The organism is Acinetobacter sp. YH12235, assembly GCF_013417705.1.
In the GTDB taxonomy this organism is placed as follows: Bacteria; Pseudomonadota; Gammaproteobacteria; order Pseudomonadales; family Moraxellaceae; genus Acinetobacter.
The window spans coordinates 85,677-109,863 of record NZ_VPDL01000003.1 but is presented as its reverse complement, the minus strand read 5'-3'; the positions used below and the strand labels follow the sequence as shown (position 1 = coordinate 109,863).

The 24,187-nt window shown below is 43.7% G+C and carries 21 protein-coding genes; 13 read left to right on the top strand and 8 right to left on the bottom strand.

Going from position 1 to position 24,187, the window contains the following annotated elements; genetic code table 11:
* Nucleotides 1-61: 61 nt before the first annotated feature.
* The 5 genes from truA to asd all read right to left on the bottom strand — a co-directional run bounded on the left by truA (nucleotide 62) and on the right by asd (nucleotide 6,148).
* Entirely contained in the window at nucleotides 62-859 is a 798-nt protein-coding gene (gene truA, locus FTV13_RS02895; protein ID WP_159123637.1) for a tRNA pseudouridine(38-40) synthase TruA, read from the bottom strand.
* Nucleotides 860-877: 18 nt separating this feature from the next.
* Nucleotides 878-1,846 carry an asparaginase domain-containing protein gene (locus FTV13_RS02890; protein ID WP_004781859.1) on the bottom strand — a complete coding sequence of 323 codons (969 nt, stop codon included), beginning with the start codon at nucleotides 1,844-1,846 and terminating at the stop codon, nucleotides 878-880.
* Between the two features lie 46 nt (nucleotides 1,847-1,892).
* Nucleotides 1,893-3,221 (bottom strand): fimbrial protein FimV, encoded by a 1,329-nt coding sequence (locus FTV13_RS02885; RefSeq protein WP_180010941.1) that lies wholly within the window; start codon nucleotides 3,219-3,221, stop codon nucleotides 1,893-1,895.
* A gap of 65 nt (nucleotides 3,222-3,286) precedes the next feature.
* Nucleotides 3,287-4,891: a FimV family protein gene (locus FTV13_RS02880; protein WP_180010938.1), complete on the bottom strand. Its 1,605-nt coding sequence runs from the start codon at nucleotides 4,889-4,891 to the stop codon at nucleotides 3,287-3,289.
* Between the two features lie 138 nt (nucleotides 4,892-5,029).
* Nucleotides 5,030-6,148: an aspartate-semialdehyde dehydrogenase gene (asd, locus tag FTV13_RS02875; protein WP_180010936.1), complete on the bottom strand. Its 1,119-nt coding sequence runs from the start codon at nucleotides 6,146-6,148 to the stop codon at nucleotides 5,030-5,032.
* Nucleotides 6,149-6,336: 188 nt separating this feature from the next.
* Here asd and FTV13_RS02870 point away from each other — a divergent pair, with 188 nt between their 5' ends.
* Together FTV13_RS02870 and FTV13_RS02865 are read left to right on the top strand one after the other, a co-directional pair.
* Nucleotides 6,337-7,467 (top strand): endonuclease/exonuclease/phosphatase family protein, encoded by a 1,131-nt coding sequence (locus FTV13_RS02870; protein ID WP_180010934.1) that lies wholly within the window; start codon nucleotides 6,337-6,339, stop codon nucleotides 7,465-7,467.
* 336 nt (nucleotides 7,468-7,803) lie between these two features.
* Entirely contained in the window at nucleotides 7,804-8,211 is a 408-nt protein-coding gene (locus tag FTV13_RS02865; protein ID WP_180010932.1) for a GNAT family N-acetyltransferase, read from the top strand.
* Between the two features lie 40 nt (nucleotides 8,212-8,251).
* On the opposite strand, the gene FTV13_RS02860 is transcribed toward FTV13_RS02865, so the two are convergent.
* On the bottom strand, nucleotides 8,252-9,187 hold the full coding sequence (locus FTV13_RS02860; protein WP_180010930.1) for a lauroyl acyltransferase: 936 nt from the start codon (nucleotides 9,185-9,187) through the stop codon (nucleotides 8,252-8,254).
* 123 nt (nucleotides 9,188-9,310) lie between these two features.
* Nucleotides 9,311-11,218: an ATP-binding cassette domain-containing protein gene (locus FTV13_RS02855; protein ID WP_180010928.1), complete on the bottom strand. Its 1,908-nt coding sequence runs from the start codon at nucleotides 11,216-11,218 to the stop codon at nucleotides 9,311-9,313.
* Nucleotides 11,219-11,257: 39 nt separating this feature from the next.
* Here FTV13_RS02855 and FTV13_RS02850 point away from each other — a divergent pair, with 39 nt between their 5' ends.
* The 9 genes from FTV13_RS02850 to FTV13_RS02810 all read left to right on the top strand — a co-directional run bounded on the left by FTV13_RS02850 (nucleotide 11,258) and on the right by FTV13_RS02810 (nucleotide 20,457).
* The gene (locus FTV13_RS02850) at nucleotides 11,258-11,503 is read left to right on the top strand and encodes a SlyX family protein (protein WP_004781873.1); all 246 of its coding nucleotides are present in this window, start codon (nucleotides 11,258-11,260) and stop codon (nucleotides 11,501-11,503) included.
* A gap of 225 nt (nucleotides 11,504-11,728) precedes the next feature.
* Entirely contained in the window at nucleotides 11,729-12,730 is a 1,002-nt protein-coding gene (locus FTV13_RS02845) for a hypothetical protein (RefSeq protein ID WP_179993123.1), read from the top strand.
* A 19-nt stretch (nucleotides 12,731-12,749) separates the two neighbouring features.
* Nucleotides 12,750-13,679, top strand: coding sequence for a PIN domain-containing protein (locus FTV13_RS02840; protein WP_180010926.1), 930 nt, complete (start codon nucleotides 12,750-12,752; stop codon nucleotides 13,677-13,679).
* A gap of 71 nt (nucleotides 13,680-13,750) precedes the next feature.
* The gene (locus FTV13_RS02835) at nucleotides 13,751-14,200 is read left to right on the top strand and encodes an ammonium transporter (protein ID WP_179993121.1); all 450 of its coding nucleotides are present in this window, start codon (nucleotides 13,751-13,753) and stop codon (nucleotides 14,198-14,200) included.
* Between the two features lie 31 nt (nucleotides 14,201-14,231).
* Nucleotides 14,232-16,874: a type I DNA topoisomerase gene (gene topA, locus FTV13_RS02830; RefSeq protein ID WP_180010924.1), complete on the top strand. Its 2,643-nt coding sequence runs from the start codon at nucleotides 14,232-14,234 to the stop codon at nucleotides 16,872-16,874.
* Nucleotides 16,875-16,966: 92 nt separating this feature from the next.
* Nucleotides 16,967-17,773, top strand: coding sequence for an NYN domain-containing protein (locus FTV13_RS02825; RefSeq protein WP_180010922.1), 807 nt, complete (start codon nucleotides 16,967-16,969; stop codon nucleotides 17,771-17,773).
* Nucleotides 17,774-17,778: 5 nt separating this feature from the next.
* Entirely contained in the window at nucleotides 17,779-18,537 is a 759-nt protein-coding gene (locus tag FTV13_RS02820; protein ID WP_180010920.1) for a hypothetical protein, read from the top strand.
* A 131-nt stretch (nucleotides 18,538-18,668) separates the two neighbouring features.
* Nucleotides 18,669-19,241 carry an HdeD family acid-resistance protein gene (locus tag FTV13_RS02815; RefSeq protein ID WP_179993119.1) on the top strand — a complete coding sequence of 191 codons (573 nt, stop codon included), beginning with the start codon at nucleotides 18,669-18,671 and terminating at the stop codon, nucleotides 19,239-19,241.
* Nucleotides 19,242-19,314: 73 nt separating this feature from the next.
* Nucleotides 19,315-20,457 carry a glycerate kinase gene (locus FTV13_RS02810; protein WP_179993118.1) on the top strand — a complete coding sequence of 381 codons (1,143 nt, stop codon included), beginning with the start codon at nucleotides 19,315-19,317 and terminating at the stop codon, nucleotides 20,455-20,457.
* 25 nt (nucleotides 20,458-20,482) lie between these two features.
* Here FTV13_RS02810 and FTV13_RS02805 read toward each other — a convergent pair whose 3' ends face one another.
* Entirely contained in the window at nucleotides 20,483-21,619 is a 1,137-nt protein-coding gene (locus FTV13_RS02805; RefSeq protein WP_180010918.1) for a S41 family peptidase, read from the bottom strand.
* A gap of 223 nt (nucleotides 21,620-21,842) precedes the next feature.
* Between FTV13_RS02805 and FTV13_RS02800 the strand changes: the two genes are divergently transcribed.
* Nucleotides 21,843-23,831, top strand: coding sequence for an ATP-dependent helicase (locus FTV13_RS02800; RefSeq protein WP_180010917.1), 1,989 nt, complete (start codon nucleotides 21,843-21,845; stop codon nucleotides 23,829-23,831).
* 83 nt (nucleotides 23,832-23,914) lie between these two features.
* Nucleotides 23,915-24,166 carry an RNA-binding protein gene (locus tag FTV13_RS02795; protein ID WP_180010915.1) on the top strand — a complete coding sequence of 84 codons (252 nt, stop codon included), beginning with the start codon at nucleotides 23,915-23,917 and terminating at the stop codon, nucleotides 24,164-24,166.
* Nucleotides 24,167-24,187: the final 21 nt, after the last annotated feature.

Here is a 24,187-nt window from a genome sequence, read left to right as displayed (position 1 = left end):
AGGAGTTCCTCCCTTTTTCAAAGGGAGGTTAGGAGGGATTTAAAAATTAAAAATAATTAGCTTATTCCGGCATATTTAACCAGTATGGACCCAAAGGTACTTTGGGTAGGTCAAAATACTCTGGATATTCAGCCTGGATAAAATACAGACCGTCCGGTGGTGCGGTAACACCGGCTGCTTTACGATCTTCTGCTGCAAAAATATGGTCAATATGGTCAACCCCATACATGCCTTGGCCGATTTCCAGCAAACAGCCCATGATATTGCGTACCATATGATGCAGGAAGCCATCCGCCTGAATATCTAGAATCAGATAAGGCCCATGCTGGATCAGGCGGCAGTGACGGACGTGACGTACCGGCTGATTGGACTGGCAGGCTGCTGCACGGAAACTCTCAAAGTTATGTGTGCCTTCAAACTTTGCAGCCGCTTCAATCATCTTTTTGACATCAAGTGGATAGTAAATATGAGTGACCTGTTTATGCAGCAAGGCAGGGCGTACCGGATAGTTATAGACAATATAACGATAACGGCGTGCCTGTGCTTTAAAGCGTGCATGGAAGCCATCATCCATCTCCTTGATCCATTGGATTGAGATATCCTTAGGTAACTGGCTATTTGAGCCCATTAACCAGCCTCGTTCAGAACGCAAGGCATGGGTATCAAAATGTGCGACCATATTGGTCGCATGCACGCCGGCATCGGTTCGGCCTGCACCATGCAGAATAATCGGTTCATCGGCAATTTTACTGAGAACCTTCTCGATGGTTTCCTGAACACTGATTACGCCCGGTTGTTGAGTCTGCCAACCTCGATAATTCGTTCCACAAAACTCAATTCCCACCGCAAAACGCTGCATAATGACCTCGAAACCTGACTAATCGTACCAATGGGCATGCCATTGTTCTACCGTGTCATATTGTAAATACATTTTTAGGGCTTTTGCATAAAGATCAGCATGGCCATAACTTTCATTGAGTAGAATTTTGCAATCATGCACCCATTCAGCAATGGCATAACGCTGATCGGTGGCACCGAAAGGCACTTGAGTAGTTAAGACCGAGATACAGCCTTTGGCATAGAGCTGATTGATAAAATCTACGATCTCTGGATTGACGGCCAGATTGCCGGTTCCAAAGCCTTGCAGGAATAGAAAATGCGGAGGATAGGCCAAAATATTTTTCAGATTATTGAACTGTTGAACTAAATCGATCGGCTGCATCATCAAGCTCATACAGTTAAAATCCAGAGCTTTGGCAATATCGTCTGCTGTAACCTGATGACTTTGCTGGTTGGCCTGAATAGCGATATGCGCATCCAGACCAGTAAAGGCATTCAGCTCAGTGGTATGTTGCTTTAAGGCAGTTTGAGCATGAATCAGTTGCTGATGAAAAGCCAGATAAACACCTGCATTACACTGAGTTACTGAAGCGAGCGCAAAGCTCAGATTGTCCATGGCATCGCTAAATTCGCGTTGCGCATCGCCTTCAGCATTCAGGAGGGGATACTGGCTGCCAGTCAGCACAATATGAGCCGAATTCCCCATAAAATGTGCCAATACTGCGCTGGCATAGCTCAGGGTATCTGTCCCGTGAATAATCACAAAATGTTGTATCTGCTGTTCAGATTGCAGATTTTGGATAAATTGCACCAGTTCTAACCAGTCTGTAGCAGTACAGGCACTACTGTCCTTAATCACAGGAGCGCAGTAATACTGAATGAACGGTTGATCTGTAAGTAGCTGTTCCAGTTTTGGAATAAATAAATCGGCAGACATAGGGGCGAGCGGATCACCGACACAGCCAAAGGTGCCGCCCATATAAATCAGTGCAATATCTTTCATCATAAAAAAAGCAGCCAAATGTGACTGCTTTAGTGTAAAGGGAAATTGATTAAGATGCGATTTGATTCAGCAACTGATCGGCTTGCTGACGTTGTGCTGCTGTATATTCAGCTTCACGTTCAGCTATGACTTCACGGGCAGCTGCATAAGCGCCTAACTGGATATATTGCTGTGCCAGCTCCAGGTTAAGGTCCGCTTCATTAACTTCCATCAGTTCCGGGAAGGACTGCACCAATGGATCATGTTGATCGGTTGTTGAAGTCACAGGCGCTGTCGGAATCTCAAAATTCACCCCTGTAGAAACAGGAGCCTCTTTTACAGCTTCGACATTATCAAGTTTAAAATCTAGTCCAGATGTTTCAGTCGCAGCAGGCGTTTCAGTTGCAGGCGTTGCAATATCGAGGCTAGACAGGTCAAACTCAGTCGCAGGTTCGGCTGTTTTTTCTGCTGCAGGTATTGGAGTGTCTAAAGAGAAAGAGAAATCTAAAGGCTGGATTTCTTCTGTTGTTGCAGGCGCTGATTCTGTTTTTAAGGATATAGATGGTTCAAGCTCAAGCTTAAAATCCAGAACCGGTGCTGACTCAGTTGCTGCTGTTGGAGCAGTCTGGGTTTCAGCAGTATTCATCTGAAGATCAAATTCAACTGAATTATCTGATACAGGCGGAACTTCTTCCGTTTTTACTGGCTCAGCCGCTGGAATCTTCGGTTCAAAGTTGAACTCTAAGGGTTGGATATCAGGTACTGGTTCCGCTACAGCAGCTGGTTTGCTCGGTTGCAGTTCCTGTTGTAAGGCATCAAATGCCTGTTCGTTTGAAGCGGGAGCGGCAACCAGGTCTGCAAAGGCATCTGTAGAAGGTTTGCTTTCCTGTACAGGAGGGGTTTGTGGCTGAGCACTTGGGAAATCAATAGTATCCTGAACAGCTACCGAAGAGTTTTCGAACTCACGCTTTTTGACCTCAGCCTGAGTCAGAATATCTTCCAGTCCTAGAGAACGGACATGGTTAATCAGCTGTGAAATCGCAAATTCATCTTTTTGCAGGATATGAATGTCGAGTAGCAGTAAATACAACTCATGTTGAGAATTATCGCGATTCAGTGCCTGATTGATTTGCGCTTCAGCTGCAAAGAAATTACGTTCCTGAATCAGACCTTCAATTTTCTTGCGTGTCTCTGCTGATAGAGGCGTTGCTGATTTTTTAACGACTCCGGCTGGCTCGACCACTTTGGTTCTTTGTGAAGTGGATTTTGACGCAGCGCCAGGTTTTTTCACTTTTACAGTTTTAGTTTTTGCTTTATCTGATTCTTGAGCATCTTGTCGTTTTTTTATGACAATTAATACGATGATCAATATCACTAATGGAATCACATAAATCAGCATGTTTTACCCCTTGGGGATAGAGTCCTTAAGTTCGCCTATCCCAATAAATCGTCATGTGTAACTTTTTAATTAATTGGCTTTTTATCTGCCTGTTGTGCTTTAAGCTGTTGTTGCAGCTGGGCAAGACGAGCATTTAATAATTGAATTCTGTGATCCTTCTGATTGAGTGCCAATTCTAGTTCAGTTACGTTTCTCTGTAATTTAACGGTTTTTTCACGGGCTGTCATAACTTTTAATGACAACTCTTTCGAAGTTCGATTTTCTTTTGTGTTTGAGTTGGCAGAAACCTGGCCGGAATCACGCTGATTCTCGGCAACCAGGCTCATTTCAGCCTCATTCAGGCGATATTTGGTTTTTGCAGCAGGTTTAGAGGGTGCTTGAGCAGACTTAATTGCTGAGGCCTGTATCGGAGTTTTCGCAGTATGAACGGTCGCTAAATTAAGTGCTGCGCCTTTACGCAAGCGGTTAGCATCACCCCCAATAAAAGCATGTTCATTCTCACGCTTGATCTGCTGCATGACCTCACTTACTGGACGCTGCTGTTCATTGGCAATCCTGGAAGCAATGCCCCAAAGCGACTCATTTGACTGTACCACATACGTCGGCTTGATCTGGGTTGAGGTGCTTTGTTTGATGGCTGCCGGCTGTGCCTGAGTTTTAGTCGCTAAATTTGGTTTGTCCTGTGCAGTGCTGGATGCCGCCTGCTTGCGAGCCTGTTGTTCTGCATATTTTTTGACAAGTGGATCACTGGACACCATCTGGTTTTCAGTGCTTGTCGGTGCAGAAACTTGCGCTGAGGCTGCATTTTTATTTGTTGGATCTATTGTAATTTCAGCTGGTTTTGTTTCAGCCTGAATTTTTGTAGCTGCAGCCTGTAAGTTTGACGTTGCATCTGCTTGAGCCGCAGTCGCGTGAGCTGCTTTGGATGAAGTATTCACTGGCGCAGTGTTTACATTGCCAGCTTGCTGTGAACTATGACTTGTCGCTGCTACCGCAGTTTCAGTATTAAGTTTTGTTGGGCTTGTGACTTGAGCTGCAATACTCGATGTCGGCTCATGGGTCACAGCAGCTAACGCTGTTTTAGGGATAGAGCTGGCTGATAATGCAGGAGGTGCTGTGTTTTGTAAGGCTAACGGTTTTTCTGCCACAAACGGGGTGGTTGGTTTGGATTGTGCATTGGTATAACGCGTACTCACCGGTAAGTTCAGGGCAATATCTTTTTCACTCACGACTACGACAGGCGCGAGGGGCTGTTCAGTCTGTTTCAGGCTGGCCTGTAACAAATCAGTTTTAGGTCTTAATGCAGTACGGATATGCTGTAGGCGTGCTGCATTGCCTTCCTTGATTTTAACAATGATATTTAATTCACGATCAGTAACCGGGCGCGAGGAGGTAATGGTAATAACCCCAGTTCCATTACTGTTGCGACGGGTGAAAAAATTCAAATGACCCGGTGGCTGATGCGATGCGCCCATAGAAATCAGGTCTTCTGGCGAGGCTAAACTTACCTCAATGGGCAAGTTAATATCTGATTGACGGAAATTCATTTCCGCATAAAGCAATTCCCCAGGTGCAGACTGGATTTGTACCGAATCTACATTAATCGCATAGATATTTTGTGAAGCAACAATGGCTAAAATGGCAAGCTTTAATTTGTTATATACAGTCATCTGTGAGCTCAGTCATTATCGCATAGCGAAAATTATAGATTAACGGGATGTTTGTTTTTTGTAAAATACTTACGCAATAGTTACACAAAAAAGCCGATCAATAAAGATCGGCTTCATGCTTTATTTCCTGACGGAAACTTAAGAGTTTTTATAGTCAATCAAGATGCGCAGCATACGACGTAAAGGTTCTGCAGCACCCCAAAGTAACTGGTCACCTACTGTGAATGCACCTAGGTATTCTTTACCCATGTTCAGTTTACGCAGACGACCAACAGGTACAGTTAATGTGCCAGTCACTGCAACAGGAGTCAGATCAGTCATTGAGGCTTCACGAGTGTTTGGCACAACTTTAGACCAGTCATTTGCATTTGCAATGATATCTTCGATCTCATCCAGTGGAACGTCTTTGCGAAGTTTCAGGGTTAATGCCTGAGAGTGACAACGCATTGCGCCGATACGTACACAATGGCCATCAATCGGTACGATCTGCTGGTTACCTAGAATCTTGTTGGTTTCAGCCTGACCTTTCCATTCTTCTTTAGACTGGCCGCTTTCCAGCTGCTTGTCGATGTATGGAATCAGAGAACCTGCTAAAGGTACACCGAAGTTTGCAGACGGGAAGCCTTCACCACGTTGCAATTCAGCAATTTTAGAATCAATGTCCAGAATTGGAGAACGTGGATCATCCAGCAAGTCTTTGGTATTGTTATATAAATAACCCATACCAGTAATCAGCTCACGCATGTTTTGCGCGCCAGCACCAGAAGCTGCCTGATAAGTCATTGAAGTTGCCCATTCCACCAGATTGTTCTGGAATAGACCACCTAAGCCCATCAACATCAGGGAAACAGTACAGTTACCGCCCACGAAAGTTTTGGTGCCTTTGACCAGACCGTCTTTGATCACATGCATGTTCACCGGATCAAGTACGATGATTGCTTCATCATCCATACGCAGGGTAGATGCTGCATCAATCCAGTAGCCATTCCAGCCTTCAGCTTTGATTTTTGGGAAAACTTCAGTGGTGTAATCGCCACCTTGACAGGTAATAATGACATCCATTTGCTTCAGACTGTTAATGTCTGTTGCATCCATAAGTGCTGGGGCAGTCTTACCACCAAATGCCGGAGCTTCACCACCCGCATTACTGGTAGAAAAATAGAATGGCTCAAAATGAGCAAAATCATTCTCTTCAACCATACGTTGCATAAGGACGGAACCCACCATCCCGCGCCAACCGACCAGACCTACTTTCATGTCACTTTGCCTCGGTGCGTTAAAAAATCAAAAGGGATTCGAGTGTATCAAAAAGGGACGTGACTGCAAGAGCTACACAATCAAAACATCAATATTCTTGAGCGAAATATCTGCTTTATGATACATACAAAATTGATAAAGCAATTTTTCTTTTAGAAAAAATAATAACTTAGTAAAGAGTGTATCTTATGGTAGGGTTTATCCAGATCATGGCAATCGTGGTCATCTGGTTAAGTTTCTGGTCGCTGATTCCCCGAGATGAATGGTGGATTCGTGGTGCAGATTTTCCACGTTTACAGATTCTGGTTTTGGGCTTCATTGCCTTTGTTCTTTTTCTCCTGGTCGATCACCCATGGACGGCCTTCAATCAGCTGCTTTTTGTCGGCCTGATCGCTGCTTTGGCGTATCAGCTGAAAATGGTCTTGCCTTATACCTTTGTTTGGAAAAAACAGGTCAAGCAGGTCAAGCAGGATCAGCTGGATCCGGATCGTCAGATTTCCCTGATTGTTTCAAATGTTCTGACCACCAATACTAAATATCATTTACTGATTGAACAGATCCAGACCCATCAGCCAGACTTGGTCTTAACGTTGGAAACCGATCAGGCATGGCAGGATGCATTGGCTGTCATTGAGCCAGATTATCCCTATCGGGTGCCCGTACCTTTGGATAATCTGTATGGCATGCATCTGTACAGCAAACTTGAGCTGAGTGAAACCGAGGTTAAATTTATTCTGAGTGATGAAATTCCCTCGATTCATACCAAGGTCATGTTACGTTCCGGACAGCCGGTACAGCTTTATTGTCTGCATCCGAAACCGCCAAGTCCAACTGAAGCCAAAGATTCAACCTTACGTGATGCAGAACTGCTGATTGTAGGGGATCAGATTAAGGATCTGGATGAAAGCTGCATTGTGATGGGAGATTTGAATGATGTGGCCTGGTCACGCACGACACGTTTATTCCAGCGTATCAGCGGTTTGCTGGATCCACGTGTCGGTCGACGCTATGTAAATACCTTCCATGCCGATTATCCTTTATTACGCTGGTCGCTTGACCATGTGTTTCACAGCACCGATTTCGCTCTGGTGCATATGGAGCGTTTAAAACACGTCGGGTCAGATCATTTTCCGGTTTATCTGGTTTTACAAACTGGGCGGGTATTTGAGCATCATCAGGAAGCGCTGGAAGAAACGGATCAGGATGATCAGGAAGCCAAAGAAGCGATTCAGGAAGGAATTGAAAAGGCAGAGAAAGAAGAGAAAAAAGTCACTGATAAGATTGCGATGGCTTATAAGAATGAGGGGAAATTCTTATAGTTTTAGCTGAAAAGTGTACGATATTGCTTACAGCAGTTTCCGCTTCTTGCGAATGGGCAGTACAGAGGAATCCACGTATTCTAAGCTCATCAGCACAGGGAGTCGAGAAAGGATATTCTCATAAGGAAGACGAAGCTGAATGAAAACATCATGGAAATGATGCTGAAAGGGAAATCACAACAACGAAGAAGCAATTATAACATATGAAAGCACAACCTCATTAACCCGGGTTTTACAGGATGTAGAACCCGGGTTAAATTATTTTCAGCTTATTTTTTTATTATAATTATTTGATTATTAAAATAAAATTTAAATTAAAAAATGGATATTACCTGAATGGAAGTTATGATTTCTGATCATGATTCAGTCAATGAATCCGAAGTGCTACAGCTCTATCTTGTCAATCAATGGTCAGCTGCAGAAAAACCTCAATTACTTTTACAGGCTTTGCAGCATTCTCATAGTCTGGTGACGGCACGTATCAACGGTCGGCTGTTCGGCTTGGGAAATGCGATTTCAGACGGTTATCTGGTGGTGTATTTCCCGCATTTATTGGTTCACCCAGAGGTGCAGCGACAGGGCATTGGTCGTCTGATCATGCAAGAAATGCTGCAACGTTATTCAGGATTTCATCAGAAAATTCTGGTAGCTGATCAGCATGCCACTGAATTTTATAAAGCTCTAGGTTTTGAGCGTGCAGGGCATACACAAGCAATGTGGATTTATCAGGGAACCGATCATTGAGTTGTCTTGCCAATAATACCGTCCATATTTTTTCTAGTTTTTAATAGATTTTATCATAGCCTTCAGGACGGGTCTTAAAGCGACGGTGGAACCACATATATTGCGTCGGTGCAATGCGCAACTGGCGTTCAATAATCAGATTTACCCGGGTTGCATCATCGACTTCATCCGCACTTGGCAGGTTCTCTACCGCAGGCTCGATCAACACACAGTAGCATGGATCTTTAATATCACCAGTTCGATAAAAATAGAGTGGAATTGCAGCGGCTTTGGTCATTTTCAATAAGCGACGATGTGCAGTTACTGTGGCCGCAGGTACCCCAAAAAAGGGCGCCATTACGCCTTGTTTTAAACCAAAATCCTGATCCGGACTGTACCAGATAGCATGGCCATTTTTCAGGTTACGCACCAGACCGCGCATATCATCATGGTCAATCTGGTTGGCATAAATGGTGGCACGGCAGCGGTAAATCAGCATATCGAGCAAGGGATTATTTTGTGGTCGATACACCACATCCGGCTCAAAATACTGTGCACATAAATAACCACCAGCATCCAGCAAAGTCGAGTGGGTACCGAGCAATAAAGCCCCTTTACCTTCTGCCTGAGCCTGCTGGATATGTTCCAACCCTTCAATTTGTACCCGGCCTTTAAACCATTTTGGACAGTACCAGGCATTCAAGGTTTCAAATACACCGAGCATCTGGTCAATAAAGACCATACGGGCATTGTCCTGAACTTCTTGAGCTGACCATTCCGGGAAACAGACTTCCAGATTGCGAAGCGTGGTTTCACGGCGAGATTTCAAATATTTAAATGCCATCTGGCCGAGTAGATCTGCCAGACGATGCTGAATCGCCCAAGGTAAGATGGCCAGAATCATCAGAAATACAATACCCACCCAGATACCCCAGTATTGCGGTAACAGGAATGACCATTGAAATTCACCGGGTTGGTATTCTGGCGTTCGACTCATAAATTCAATATTTAAAATCAAAGATGTCAGCAGTGTAGCAGAAGAGCTTTTTGAAATAAAAAACTGTAAAATAAAAAAGCACCTGTACGAATACAGATGCTTAGTGACTAGGCGATTTAAAGATTAGCCTTTGGTCATATTTTCCAGTTCGTCCCAACGTTCCATTTTTTCTAGCAAAATCTCATCAATTTCGCCTAAACGTTCAGAAGCCTTGGTCGCTGCTGCTGCATCTGTGACAAACCACGAGCCATCCGCCAGTTTATCGGAAAGTTCAGCTTGTTCTTTTTCCAGTGCTTCAATTTCAGCCGGTAACATTTCCAGTTCACGCTGATCTTTATAGCTGAGTTTTTTCTTCGGAGCCGATGCTGCAGGTGTAACCGCTGCTTCGGCTTTGGCCTGAGCTTTTTTGACTGCCATTTTCTGGTCAACCACAGTTTGATCTGGACGTTGTTCCAGATAATCCTGATAGCCACCGACATATTCATCAATATTGCCTTTGCCATCAAAGACCCAGGTTGATGTGACGACATTGTCCATAAAAGCACGGTCATGCGAGATCAGTAGCAGGGTGCCTTTGTATTCCGCCAGCATTTCTTCCAGCAGTTCTAGCGTCACCATATCCAGATCGTTGGTCGGTTCGTCCATCACGATCAGGTTGGATGGTTTCAGTAATAGTTTGGCGAGCAGAATACGGTTGCGTTCACCACCTGAAAGGGCTTTAACTGGCGTACGGGCACGTTCTGGGGAGAACAGGAAGTCTTGTAAATAGCTATAGATATGACGACGTTGGCCATTCACATCGACATGATCTGAACCTTCCGAAACGTTATCTTTAACTGATTTTTCCAGATCCAGCACATTACGTAGCTGGTCAAAATACGCAATTTCCAACTGGGTACCGGTTTTGACTGTACCGCCATGCTCGATTTCTCCCAGAATGGCTTTGATTAGTGTAGTTTTACCGACACCATTATCACCCACCAGACCAATACGGTCACCACGCATTACCAGCGCCGAGAAGTCATTGATGATCGGTGCATTGTCACTAAACTTCACGCTCAGATGTTCAATCTCGAACACCACTTTACCTGAACGCTGTGCTTCCTGAGTCGACATGTTGACTTTGCCTTGCTGGAAGCGGCGTGCTTTAGACTCTTCACGCAATTCTTTCAGAGCACGGACACGACCTTCGTTACGGGTACGGCGCGCTTTAATACCTTGACGAATCCAGGCTTCTTCTTCAGCCAGTTTTTTCTCGAACAGGGCATTCTGTTTTTCTTCTGCTTCCAGCTGCTGAGCTTTCAGGTCGAGGTAACGTGAATAGTTGCCTTCATAGCTACGCAAAATACCACGGTCCAGCTCGACAATACGGGTCGCAATACTGTCCACAAAGGCACGGTCATGCGAAATAAACAGTAAGGTCAGGTTGTTCTGCTCGAGCAGGAATTTTTCCAGCCACTCGATACTTTCGACATCCAGATGGTTGGTCGGTTCGTCGAGTAACAGCACATCAGGTTGGGTGAGCAGGGCACGTGCCAACAGGACACGGCGTTTACGACCGCCAGATAAATCGGCCAGATCCGCTTCAGGATCCAGTCCCATTTTACTTAGGATTGAATTAACCTTAGTTTCTAAAGCCCAGCCATCCAGCTGATCCATCTGATGCTGCAAATGTCCCATGCGGTCACAGGCTTCCATATCACCGAGCACGCAAGCTTCACTGGCTTCATGGTAAGCACGCAACACTTCTGAAGCTTCACCAGCGCCGTCGGCAACAATATCTGCAACCTTGCCGGAATCCATTGGCACGTCTTGGGCCAGCATGGAAATGGTGATGCCATTTTGTAACGAAACTTCACCACTATCCGGGAGTAAACTTCCTTCAATCAGTTTAAGTAAGGTAGACTTACCCTCACCATTACGGCCAATCAAACATACTCGTTCACCGCGTTCCAAATTAAAGTTGGCGCCGTCGAGCAAGGCAGGTCCGCCAAATGCCAGTTGGACATCCCTTAAAGTAATATAGGCCATAATGTTAATGTTTCCTGAAATCCCAAATGAGGACTTAAAATGACTAAACAACAAAATCTAAATGATCAGGCGTCATTTTCCGCACCCATTGAAGATTTGCAAGTGCGAATTGCATTTTTAGATGATTTAGTTGAACAGCTGAATCAGCAGGTCACTCGCCAGAATCTGGAAATTGCCGATTTAAAAAAACAAATGCAGTTGTTATATCAACGTGTTGAGTCTGCAGATTTGTCCGAAGGGATTGATGCTTTTGATCCGGTCACCAACCGTCCACCGCATTATTAATTTACAAATAATTTTTAAAAAGAAAACAAAAAGAAAGCCCTCCAGTCGTGAGGGTTTTCTTTTAAGTAGGTGAAGCTCGATAAACCTAAACCAAGTCGCCACTTTTACTTCGTCCAAGATGATCTTTAAAATCTAAATATCGTCATGGAAGGAGGAAACTATTTGACCTTTCACACACTTCCTACTCTAATAGTATTTTTCTAGCTCAGTTTTTAATCTTGCCTTATGCGCCAAAAAGTTGTCCTTCTTGATCTCGAAAATAACTTTCCTACAGCCAAACTGTTACGTGACATTGTTGAACATTATCCGACCTTGTATTTGTTTAACTGTGCCGGAAAATTCGAGTTTGCTCTAGAAGAACTGACTGAGTTGGCGAGCTGGATCAGCAGTGGACAAATTATCATTCTGGATGTCCCGGAAGCAGAGCATAAGGAATATGAATATGCCGTGATTGTGGGCCAGTTGATGGCTTTGCTGGAAGCAGATACTCAGGTCGAGCTGATCTCTGCGATGGATAGCAGTGAAATGCTAATGCAGATGCTACAGGCTTCAGATATTGATTGCAGCCTGATTCAGGTGTTGCCAGAGGATGCATCAACAGAGACTCAAGATAAACCCAAAATCCAGTTGCCAAGTATTGAAGCCATTAAAGCTAAACCGGCTTTGCAGCTGGTGAAAAAATATTGTGATGCGCTCGGCAAGATGAGTGGTAAACCGACCACGCTCGAAACCTTAAAAAATTCTGTCACCAATATTCTGCAAGTTTTACCAGGCAAAGCCCAGCATGTAGTTGGCATGCTGATTAATCTGAAAATAGTCAAACGTTATGACGAGCAAATCAGTTTCCGTAAAAAAGTGCTGAAACAGTGGGTGCAGCTGGATCTCAATGAACATGTACCCATTGAAAAACCAGCTTTGAATCAGGTGGTCTCGAAGCTTAATCCTGAAGAGCCTGTTGTTGAACCTGCTCAATCTCTAATCCAGTCTGCCCAGCAAGGCCTGTTCAAAAACTTTAATAAAATTGATCCGGTACAGCTCGAAGTTGCACGCAAGCTGCGCGAATTACAGGGAAATAAGCCTAAAGATATTTATGAATTACGTGATTTGCTCGAGCAGTTATTTCCAAAATCCGATGTCCGTCTTTTACTTAAAGAGTTGATTGAAAAAGGATATATTTATTGGAATGGTCACGAAGTGTTATATAGTCATGAGATGTTTCTAAATTAGAATAATCTCATGAGGGCATATGAAAAAAATACTTTTATTGGATATTGAAAACTTACCTAAAACTGAAACAGAGCTCCTTCAATATCTTGCCCAATATCAATATGTTTATCTGGTCTATGCCAAAACGCCCATGGGGTTTAGTCTGGATGGTGTCGTCAGGCTTGCACCTGCAATCAGTGCAGGAAAACTAAAAGTCCTGAAGATGCCTAAAATAGGTAAAGACGCTGCTGATTTTGGCCTATGTTTTATTGCTGGACAGCTTTCTACCCAATATAAAAGCTCTGAAGTTTGCTTCGAGATTATGTCGAATGACTTTTCTATGGAATATGTGGCGGACTTACTTAAAATTGCGAAATTTCAGGCTAAAGTTATTTCAGCTAAACCATTAGTCAATCCAAATATTGCTCAGCAAATAAAAGCAGAAATAGACATTCAAAAACTGATTTTTCAATACTGCTCCAATTTAGTGAGAAGTAACTTTTCTAAGCCTGCAAAAGTAGAAACTTTAATCAACTCGCTTAAAGCCAATTTAAAAGTGGAAGAAAAATATGCTCAGCTTTTAGTAGATGAATTAATTAGAATAAAAATTATTAAAAATCAGTCTGGTAAGCTTCAATATCAGACTGCAGCAATTGAAAAATTTTATAAACAGCATTTAGCTACCGTCGAAACCGTCGAAACCGTCGAAACCGTCGAAACCGTCGAAACCGTCGAAACTCAAGATGAAGTGACTGAAAGAAAATTAAGTCATTTACGTCTGCGCCTGATGCCTTATCTCAATGTTTTTGCAGAACGTCGGCCTAAATTTATTGCCAGTTTCGAGGCGTTACTAGAGCGATGCGTGCCTAAGGAAGAGGTACGAGAATCACTCGATTTACTCATCAAACATCAGCTAATACAGTTAAATAAACGGGAAATTATTTATAGTCCGCAGCTGCTGGGAAATTAAATTTATCCAGCGGTGCTTGCCTTTTATAGCGGGCTTATGCAAATCTAATATAAGAACATAAAGGTTGAACTATGGAAAATACCGGAATCTGGGTGGCAGTTGTCATCATCGTTTTCGTACTGGGGTCTATTTTTGGTCTGCGTGTGAGTCCTAGAGAAAAGGCATTAGGACTTATGCGTGATAAAGCCCGCAAGATGGGCTTACATCCACGTCTGGTGGTTGCACCGGACTGGACCAACATTCCCAAGGCGACTGAAAGTCGTGCCAGTATGGTGGCCTATTATAGTGTGCTGCTTCCAGATGCCCGTTTACCGCTGATGCGTGCCCGCGTGGTTGATAACAAACTTGAACTGGTGTATGGGGATGACAAATTTAAAGATTTTCCCATTGCATTAAAGGGCATTTATGCTATTGATATGCAGGCAAACTGTGTAGGACTCTATTGGGATGAAGAATCTGATCTTAGAGCCACACAACTTGATGACATCAAGGCACTATTACATTCTTTGGCTGAACTTTAATTTTAGAAATAAACAGGATTAAACGGTTAATATGGCGAACGCTCCTCGGTCCACATCAAAAAGCAGCACGGCGAAGTCTTCCGACGCTGGAAGTAAACGTGCCTTGGTGATTGTGGAGTCGCCTGCAAAAGCGAAAACAATCAACAAGTATCTCGGTTCAAACTACATCGTGAAATCCTCGGTGGGTCATGTGCGTGACTTGCCAACGGGCGGCTCTGCGAAAACTGCAGAGAAAAAACCGGTGACCCGAACCAAGCTGACTGAAGCAGAAAAAGCGGAAAAATCACAGCAGGCGTTGATTAACCGGATGGGTGTCGATCCAGAACATGACTGGAAAGCCAAATATGAAGTCCTTCCGGGCAAGGAAGGCGTAGTCGCTGAACTGAAAAAACTGGCATCGCAAGTCGATGAAGTCTATCTCGCAACGGATTTGGACCGTGAAGGGGAAGCGATTGCCTGGCATTTAAAAGAAGTGATCGGCGGCGATGATTCACGCTATCAACGTGTGGTCTTTAACGAAATTACCAAAAATGCCATTCAGGAAGCGTTTAAACAGCCCTCACGTCTAGATACCAATAAGGTCAATGCCCAGCAGGCACGCCGTTTCCTGGATCGTGTCGTCGGCTTCATGATTTCGCCACTGCTATGGGAAAAAATTGCCCGTGGTCTGTCTGCGGGGCGTGTACAGTCTGTCGCTGTAAAGCTGGTCGTGGAACGCGAACGTGAAATTCGTAAGTTCATTCCTGAAGAATACTGGCAGGTTTTTGCAGATACCAAATCCAAGAAAGATGATATTCGTCTGGAAGCGGTCAAGCAAAATGGCAAGACTTTAAAGCTGCATAATAAAGCTGAAACAGATGCTTTACTGAATCTGATTAAAGACGCTGAATATAAAGTTATTAGCCGTGAAGATAAGCCGACCAAGGTGAATCCAAGTGCGCCGTATATCACGTCTACCTTGCAACAGGCCGCAAGTACCCGTCTAGGTTTCTCGGTAAAGAAAACCATGATGCTGGCACAGCGCCTGTATGAAGCTGGTTTCATTACCTATATGCGTACTGACTCCACCTTCCTGAGTGATGATGCAGTCAATATGGTGCGTGGTCATATCGAGTCTGAATATGGCGAGAAATATCTGCCAGCCAAGCCGAACCGTTATGGTAATAAAGCTGGTGCGCAGGAAGCCCATGAGGCCATTCGCCCATCCAATGTGGCATTGAAAGGCGATAGTCTGGCTGGAGTGGAACGTGATGCACAGCGTCTGTATGACCTGATCTGGCGTCAATTTGTAGCTTGTCAGATGACACCAGCAGAATATTTATCATCGACTATTTTAGTGGATGCGAATGGTGTTGAACTGAAAGCCAAAGGTCGTACCTTAGTATTTGATGGTTTCACCAAAGTTCGTGGCCAGAACAAATCTGATGATGATGTACTGTTGCCTGCTGTGAAAGTTGGTGAAGTGCTGAAGCTGGAAAAACTAGATCCATCTCAACATTTTACCAAACCACCGGCACGTTTTACTGAAGCATCATTGGTAAAAGAGCTTGAGAAAAAAGGTATTGGTCGTCCTTCGACTTATGCTGCCATTATCTCGACCATTCAGGATCGTGGTTACGTAAAACTGGAGAACCGTCGTCTCTTTGCCGAGAAGATGGGTGAGATCGTCACCGATCGTCTGGATGAAAGCTTCAATAACCTGATGAACTATGACTTTACTGCAGACCTTGAAGGTCAGCTGGATAAAGTGGCAGATGGTGAGCGTAACTGGAAAGATCTGTTAGACAGCTTCTATGGTGACTTCAAAAAACGTCTGACCAATGCTCAGGGTGAAAACGGCATGCGCCGCAATCAGCCTGTCGAAGTTGAAGCAGTCCATTGTAAAGAATGTGACCGTCCGATGCAGATCCGTACCGGTACAACAGGCGTATTCCTGGGCTGTTCGGGTTATAACTTGCCACCGAAAGAACGTTGTAAAGGTACATTGAACCTGACTCCGGTTGAATCTCTGGCTGCACTGTCTGATGATGATGCAGCAGAAACTGCTGACCTGATGTCGAAAAAACGTTGTCCAGTCTGTGGCACTGCAATGGACAGCTATGTGATTGATGGCGGCCGTAAACTGCATATCTGTGGTAATAACCCGGACTGTACAGGTTATGAGCTGGAAGAAGGCGAATTCAAGATTAAGGGTTATGATGGCCCAACCATTCTATGTGATAAATGTGATGGTGAAATGCAGCTGAAAACTGGCCGTTTTGGTCCATATTTTGCCTGTACCAGCTGTGAGAATACCCGTAAAGTCTTGAAGAATGGTCAACCTGCGCCTCCGCGTGTTGATCCGATCAAGATGGAACACTTACGTTCAACCAAGCATGATGATTTCTTTGTTCTGCGTGATGGTGCCGCCGGTCTGTTCCTGGCCGCGAGCAAGTTCCCGAAAGTCCGTGAAACTCGCGCACCGAAGGTTGCAGAACTGCGTACTGTAGCGGATCAGCTAGATCCAAAATATCAGTTTATTTTGCAGGCACCAGATGTGGATCCTGAAGGAAATCCAACCTTGGTGAAATTCAGCCGTAAGAACCAGTCTCAATATATTGGTTCGGAAACCCCTGAAGGCAAGCAAACCAAATGGTCGCTGGTCTATCAGGATGGCAAATGGGTTGAGGCCTAAACTTCAAGATTGAAAAAATGCTGACGAAAGTCGGCATTTTTTATGTCAGAATCATTTATAGAAAAAATTAAAAATAATATTTTGGGGTAAATGTGGATATTCAGACCAAAAAGTTTGCTGTATTAATTGATGCCGATAATTCTTCCATCAATGCCATTTCATCAGTCTTAGAAGAAGTCGCGAAATATGGCATTGCCAGTGTCAAACGTGTGTATGGGGACTGGAGTAGCGAAACTTTAAAGAAATGGCGAGATGTGCTACTTCCACTTGCTATTACTCCGGTACAACAATTCGCCTATACCAAGGGTAAAGATGCCACGGATATGATCCTGATTATTGATGCCATGGACTTGTTATATGCAGGTGCTTTGGATGGTTTCTGTATCGTCTCCAGTGATAGTGATTTCACTCCTTTAGCATCAAGAATCCGTGAAAATGGCTTGAGTGTATATGGTTTTGGAAAGAAAACGACTCCAGAAGCCTTTAAAAAAGCATGTGATAAGTTTATTTATGTGGAAAACTTAATTGCAGACATTGATATCAAGCAGCAGGAAGAGGATGAACTCGCTAATACTTCCCCGAAGAAAGGAGTAAGCTCTGACAAATCTTTAGACCATAAGATGGTGACTCCAACTAAGGAAAATTCAAATCTTCCTGAAGGGATGGATCGAGCTACGCTGAATCTGATTTATAAAGCTGTAAAAGATAATGCGGATGAAAATGGTTGGGCGAATTTAAGTATGGTGGGACAGTATATCAGTGCAGTAAAACCTGATTTTGATTCTCGTAACTATGGTAGAGCCAAATTGTCAGGTTTAATTAAAACTCTAAATCTTTTTGAAACCAAGATTGAAATGAGCCAGATGTATTTAAGAAAAATAAAAAAACAGAGCGTGTAAATGACATGTGGAAAAAGATTCGGATTCTGATTTTATTAATCATCTTGTTGATTGTTGCAGTCAATGCCTATCGGGACCAAAATCAGAACTGGTCCAAACCGGTTATGGTATTGCTACATCCGATTAATGCTGATGGATTGCCGACCACACAGCAATATATCCAGCAACTGTCGGGTCAGGATCTGAATGGAGCCAGGGAATATCTGGAAAAAGCAGCACAGCAATATCGTGGTCAGCCAACTTATTTTTATTTTAATTTAGGTCGTGAACTTAACGCTTTACCGCCGAAAGTCCCTGAGCAGGCCTCACTCATCGATACCGTTTTATGGAGTTTGAAATTCCGTTTTTATGCCTGGAAACAGCATCAAAGTACTGATGGTTCACCTAGTGTGACTTTATATTTAAATTATTATGATCCTGCACAAACCAAGCAATTAAGGCATTCAACTGCCTTGCAAAAAGGCCGGATTGGATCAGTCAATTTATTTGCCTCCAAAAAACAGGCTGAACAGAATAAAATTGTCTTGGTACATGAGTTGCTGCATGCTTTTGGGGCCTCGGACAAATATGATTTAGCGACAGGACAGCCGCTTTATCCGGTGGGTTATGCATTTCCAGATCAGCAACCTTTGTTTCCGCAAGCCAAAGCAGAGCTGATGGCAGGTCATATTCCCACTTCTCAAACGACCAGCAAAATGCCAGATGCTTTAGAGCAGACATTAATTAATGCGATCACAGCCATTGAACTTGGGTGGAAAGAATAACAACCTCCTTGTCACTGACCCCATAGCTGTTGCCAGCTTGAAGTCATGACATGAAAGTTGCATTTTTTATACAGTATGGTCAATTAAATCGCTTAAGATAAATTAAACGAACAGCATCAAGAAGAATAAAAATGAAAACAGTAGGTAATGACCTTGTATTCGATTCCTTACATCGAAACCGGAAATGGTATCTGCTCTTTGGTATTTTGCTGGTTATTTTTGGTTTGATCTTATTGGCGACCTTACCTGTGGCAACCTTATCTGCAGTATTTATATTTGGCGTGCTGATGATGGTCGGTGGGGTCTTACATATTATCGCATCCTTCAAGATTTTTGAGGGCGGTATGCGCTGGTTCTGGGCCTTATTTGGCCTGCTGTATTTAGTCGCCGGATATTTTGCTTTTACCACACCCGTGCAAACCGCGATCGTTCTAACCAATGTTCTGGCCATTATCCTGATTATTGCAGGAGTCATCCGCTTAATAAATGCCTTTGTATTCCGGCCAATGGCGGGATGGGGCTGGATCCTGTTTTCCGGCATACTGACTCTCCTGGCCGGAATCATGATCTTGCGGACACCAGATGCTCCGTTCTGGGTGTTGGGCTTGTTTCTAGCCGTTGATATTTTATTTCAGGGTATTAACTACCTGATGCTTGCTTCCTATATTCGCCGTGAGGTTCCGAAAAGTTCATCTAAGGTTTAATCCTTTGTTTTAAGAGCATTATATACACTCTTTTTGATACTGTAGAGATACCAAAAAGAGTGATCGTCGCTATATGTCAAAAATCTTTGTTCTTGCACCAGATGCCTTTAAAGAAAGTATGAGTGCTCAACAGGCATGTGGAGCAATGCAGCGGGGTATCCAGAAAGTCATTCCGGATGCCTGTATCATACAGGTACCGATGGCTGATGGTGGTGAAGGAACTGTCGATGCGCTAATTTCAAGCCTAAGGGGACAGCAAATTCCATGTGAAGTGACCGGGCCACTGTTTGAGCAACGTATTCATACCTATTGGGGTTTAATGGACGCAGGTCAAACCGCCGTGATTGAAATGGCCAAGGCCAATGGCATTCATTTATTACCACCTTCACAGCGTAATCCGATGTTCACGTCAACCTATGGCACAGGAGAGATGATTAAACAGGCATTGGATCTGGGAGTGAAAAAAATCATCATTGGGCTGGGTGGCAGTATTACCAATGATGCTGGTGCAGGGATGGCTCAGGCACTGGGCGTGCGGTTTTTAAATCATGTAGGTGAGCCAATTCAGGTCTGTGGTGGAAACTTAGATCTGGTCAAATCAATGGATTTATCTGGACTGGATCCACGTTTAGCAGATACTGAAATAATCATTGCATCAGATGTCAATAATCCGCTGTGTGGACCACATGGTGCATCGATAATCTTTGGCCCACAGAAAGGGGCAATGCCGGAAATGGTCAAGCAGCTGGATCAAAACCTTGGTCATTTTGCCGATGTAGCCGCTAGGCAGATTGGCCATGATCATCGTCATGTTGCAGGTGCGGGTGCAGCCGGTGGACTGGGTTTTGGTTTAATGGCATTCACCGCTGCCTCTATTCGTTCCGGGGTGGAACTGATGATTGAACAGGTTCAATTGAGCGAGAAAATAGCTCAGGCAGATTATGTCCTGACTGGTGAAGGTAAAATTGATTTTCAAACCAAATTCGGTAAAACACCATTTGGGGTGGCACAAGTGGCCAAACAATTGAATAAACCTGTGATTGCTTTTGCGGGTCTAGTCGGTGAAGGAATTGAGGATCTGTTTGAATCAGGATTTAGCCAGATTATTGGTATTAATCCACCAGATTGTCCTTTAGAAGAAGCCTTAAAAAATGCAGAAGTAAATCTGCAATTAGCAGTTTCGAAAGTTTGTGCTGATTTGGATTTAGTACAATAGGTTTAAAAGCTAGACATCATAGTCATTATAGACCTTGTTCTAAATAACGCTGTGCAAGTTGAATTTCGGCACTATATTCAGCTTGGTTTTGTGGTTTTGGTAGTTTGATGGCTGGCGGGATGCCAACGCCGTCAATTTCTTTACCTGCAGGGCGGTGAATATAGGTTGATGCATAGTAAATTTGAAGTTGCTTGGAAGGCGAGGTCTTTTCCATCACATTTGAGGCATCAAGAGCGCCATAGGTTGGCCGCCCCATCGTGACCACACGAGGATTTTGCTGCGCAGTTAATACAAATTGTTCGCATGAGCTACCGCAATTTTTATCGATCAAGATTACCACCTTTTGCGGTGTTGCTAAAATATCTTTGCTTGTAACCACCTCTTGCGATTCTTTGTATGAACTCATACTGACCCATTGATTTTGCTGTTCACGCATTTTTTTAATTGTTTTATTGAGATGAGTCAGTGAATCTTCATCTGTTAAAAAGCTTTTGTATGCTTCCCATCCGTCAATATTGGTAGAGGAGGCATAAATTTGTGGAGAGGTATTCCAGTACTTCGCTTCCCCTAAAATCTTATATAATACTTCAGCTATTTGGTCACTGCCGCCATCATTGTTACGCAAGTCAATAATCAAATACGGTGCTTTTAAAAGATTATCTTGATTACTGGATACCACCTGCTGAATTTTTTCATACAGAGCATAGTCAAAAGATAAAATGGTTAGTAAGGTGGTGGAATCAGATAGTTTTTTTGTGGTAACTCTCTCAGCTTTATTTTCTGTTATCACTTCAATTGGTACTTGCGTGTCTGAAGATTGCTGTTGTGCTGCTTGTGCATCTGGATGAATACTAATACCTAAATGACCATTTCGAATGGATTTCATGAAAGGTCGAATAATTTTTTGACACTCCACAACGGTTTTTACACCCTGAAGTTTTTCTTTTTGTTGATTGAAAATCTGTTGAATCTGTTCAGGGTAGGTGGTCCATCTTTTGGCAATAATCCCTGCATCATTTTCAAGGATGAGGTGGGCGGTATATTCAAGGTCTTTTAAGCAGACTTCGGGTGTCATTTCTATAGAAACTGTTTCTGCATGTAAATTTGAATACATGCCAAAGCTCATGATCAAAGCGCTGAGTGTTTTATAGGTTGTATGCAAGTTGCAGCATCCTTGTTTTTATTAAAAAATACGAGATTTATTGAGCAATTTTTATACCAATATTTAACTTATAAAATCAAATGTAAAACATCAACTTAGTTGTATTTAAATGCATGAAACAAAAAAAGAGTTCTACAATAAATCAAAAGGAAAATAACAGCAGAACACCCAGAATCTAGCCTGCTCTGTTAAACTATCTTTCTCCCTAGTACATTGAGACACTATGAGTTTAGCCTCCCTGATAGATGAATTAAATCCGCAACAAAAGCAAGCTGCGACAACAGAAGCAAAGCACAGTTTGGTTTTGGCTGGGGCAGGCTGTGGCAAGACCAAAACTATCGTGGCACGTGCAGCTTATCTGATTGATCAAGGCGTACCAGCGAATCAAATTCAGATTCTGACCTTTACACGTCGTGCGGCGAGTGAAATCGTGGCACGGGTGGAACTGGCACTCGGTGAACAGGCCAAAGGCTTACGTGCATCAACGTTTCATACCTTCTGTATGTATCTGCTGCGCCGTATTCCGAAAGCTTTTGGTCTGGAACAGTTTTCGATTATTGATCGTGATGATCAGCTGATGATGTTCCGCCTGATTCGCGGTCGTGATGACAAGAAGAACCCCAATCATTTGCCTAAGCCTCAGGAATTATGTGATTTGTATTCCTTTGCTCGGAACACCCGGCAGAAACTGAGTCTGGCTTTGGAAAAGCAGATGCCAGAATATCTGGCACTCAAAGACCAGATTGCCGACATTATGAAGGAATATGAAGCGCGTAAGTGTGCGCGTAGCTTTCTGGATTATGATGATATCCTCGCTGTGGTGGCGACTGCTTTGGCACAGTCTGAAGGGCTAGTGGAATATGTGTCCTCAATTTGTCGGCATATGCTGGTGGATGAAATGCAGGATACTAATCCATTGCAATGGGCATTACTCGAACCTCTTAAAGAACATATTAGCCTATTCTGTGTTGGAGATGATGCCCAGTCAATTTATGGTTTCCGTGGTGCCGATTTTGAAAATATTCATCATTTCAAAGAACGTGTACCGGATGCCCAGATTTTTAAACTAGAAAAAAATTATCGTTCAACTCAGGAAATCCTTGATCTGTCTAACTGGCTGCTGGATCAGTCCGAAATTAAATATGACAAGCGGCTGGATGCGCATCGCGGTGAAGGCATCAAGCCAAAGATGCATATTTTCCCGAATGAGTTTGATGAAGCTAAATGGATCGCGATTGATATAAAAGAGCGGCATTACTTGCAAGGCAGCAAATGGTCCGATCACATGGTGCTGGTACGTTCCAGTTATGCAGCGCGACATATTGAAGCAGCTTGTATCGCGGCCAATGTTCCGTATCGATTCATCGGCGGGATGAAACTGTTAGAAACTGCACATGTGAAAGATCTGCTCAGCCTGTTGCGTGTGGTGGCGAATCCTCTGGATGATATCGCCTGGATGCGTTTTTTAACGTTGTGGAATGGTGTGGGTGATGTCGGAGCGAGTAAGCTGTCTCAGCAGCTTTTAGCTGAGCCAGAGATGGATATCATTGCCGACAAGCTAGAAAAATTTGGCAAGATTCCACTGGAAACCATTCTGATTATGAAGCAAATGGCGGTACTCAAAACCGAAGTACAGGCCTGTGTTGGTCTGGCAGTCCAAGCCATTGAAGCACAACTGGCCGAGAACTATAAAAAAGACTGGAATCGCCGTCAGGGAGATTTTGAATTGGTAAAACAGCTGGCTTCCAAGCATGCTCAAGTGAGTGAGTTTCTGGAAGAGTATGTGCTTGATCCGGTCTCTATTTCCGAAATTGAACGCCAGTCGGATACGGATGTGGTGACCCTCATTACCATTCACTCGGCCAAGGGTACGGAACAGAAAGTCTGTTATGTGGCTAATGTTACGCCGGGACAATATCCGCATGCACGGGCGCAAGGGGATTTTGATGATGTCGAGGAAGAGCGGCGTGTATTGTATGTGGCGCTGACTCGTGCACAGAATGAACTGATTCTGACCAAGCAAAACCTGAATCACTGGGCGCGTGAAACGGTAGATGAGCAGGGGCGTAAAATTGAAAGCTATTTTCTCAATGATTTGACCCGCAATTTATGTGTCACAGAAACCCATTACAAAACCCGTCAACAGACTGTGAAAAGTGCTTTAATTGAGCGCCAGTCGATTAATTTAGATTTTGGGATTGATCTCGATTAAACTATCCCTTCTGGGTTTGACGCAAAAAGTAGAGTAGGCACGTGCTTTTTGATTATTTTTGCCTATCTTCTTAAGGTTATCCGATGAAAATTTTAGTTCGTAACTTGGCGCGCACTGTAACAGAAGCTGAATTGCTGACCCTGTTTCAGCAATATGGTACTGTTGAGTCTTGTACGCTGGTCATGGATGCAGAAACAGCCAAGTCTAAAGGTTTTGCCTTTGTAGAAATGCCACATGGCCGTGAAGCTGTTAAAGCGATTAAAGGTTTAAATACACTGCGCCTGCATGGTCAGGGGATTCGTGTGAAGCAAGCTGAAGAAAAGCCACAGGCTTAAATAACAGCTGATAAAAAAGAG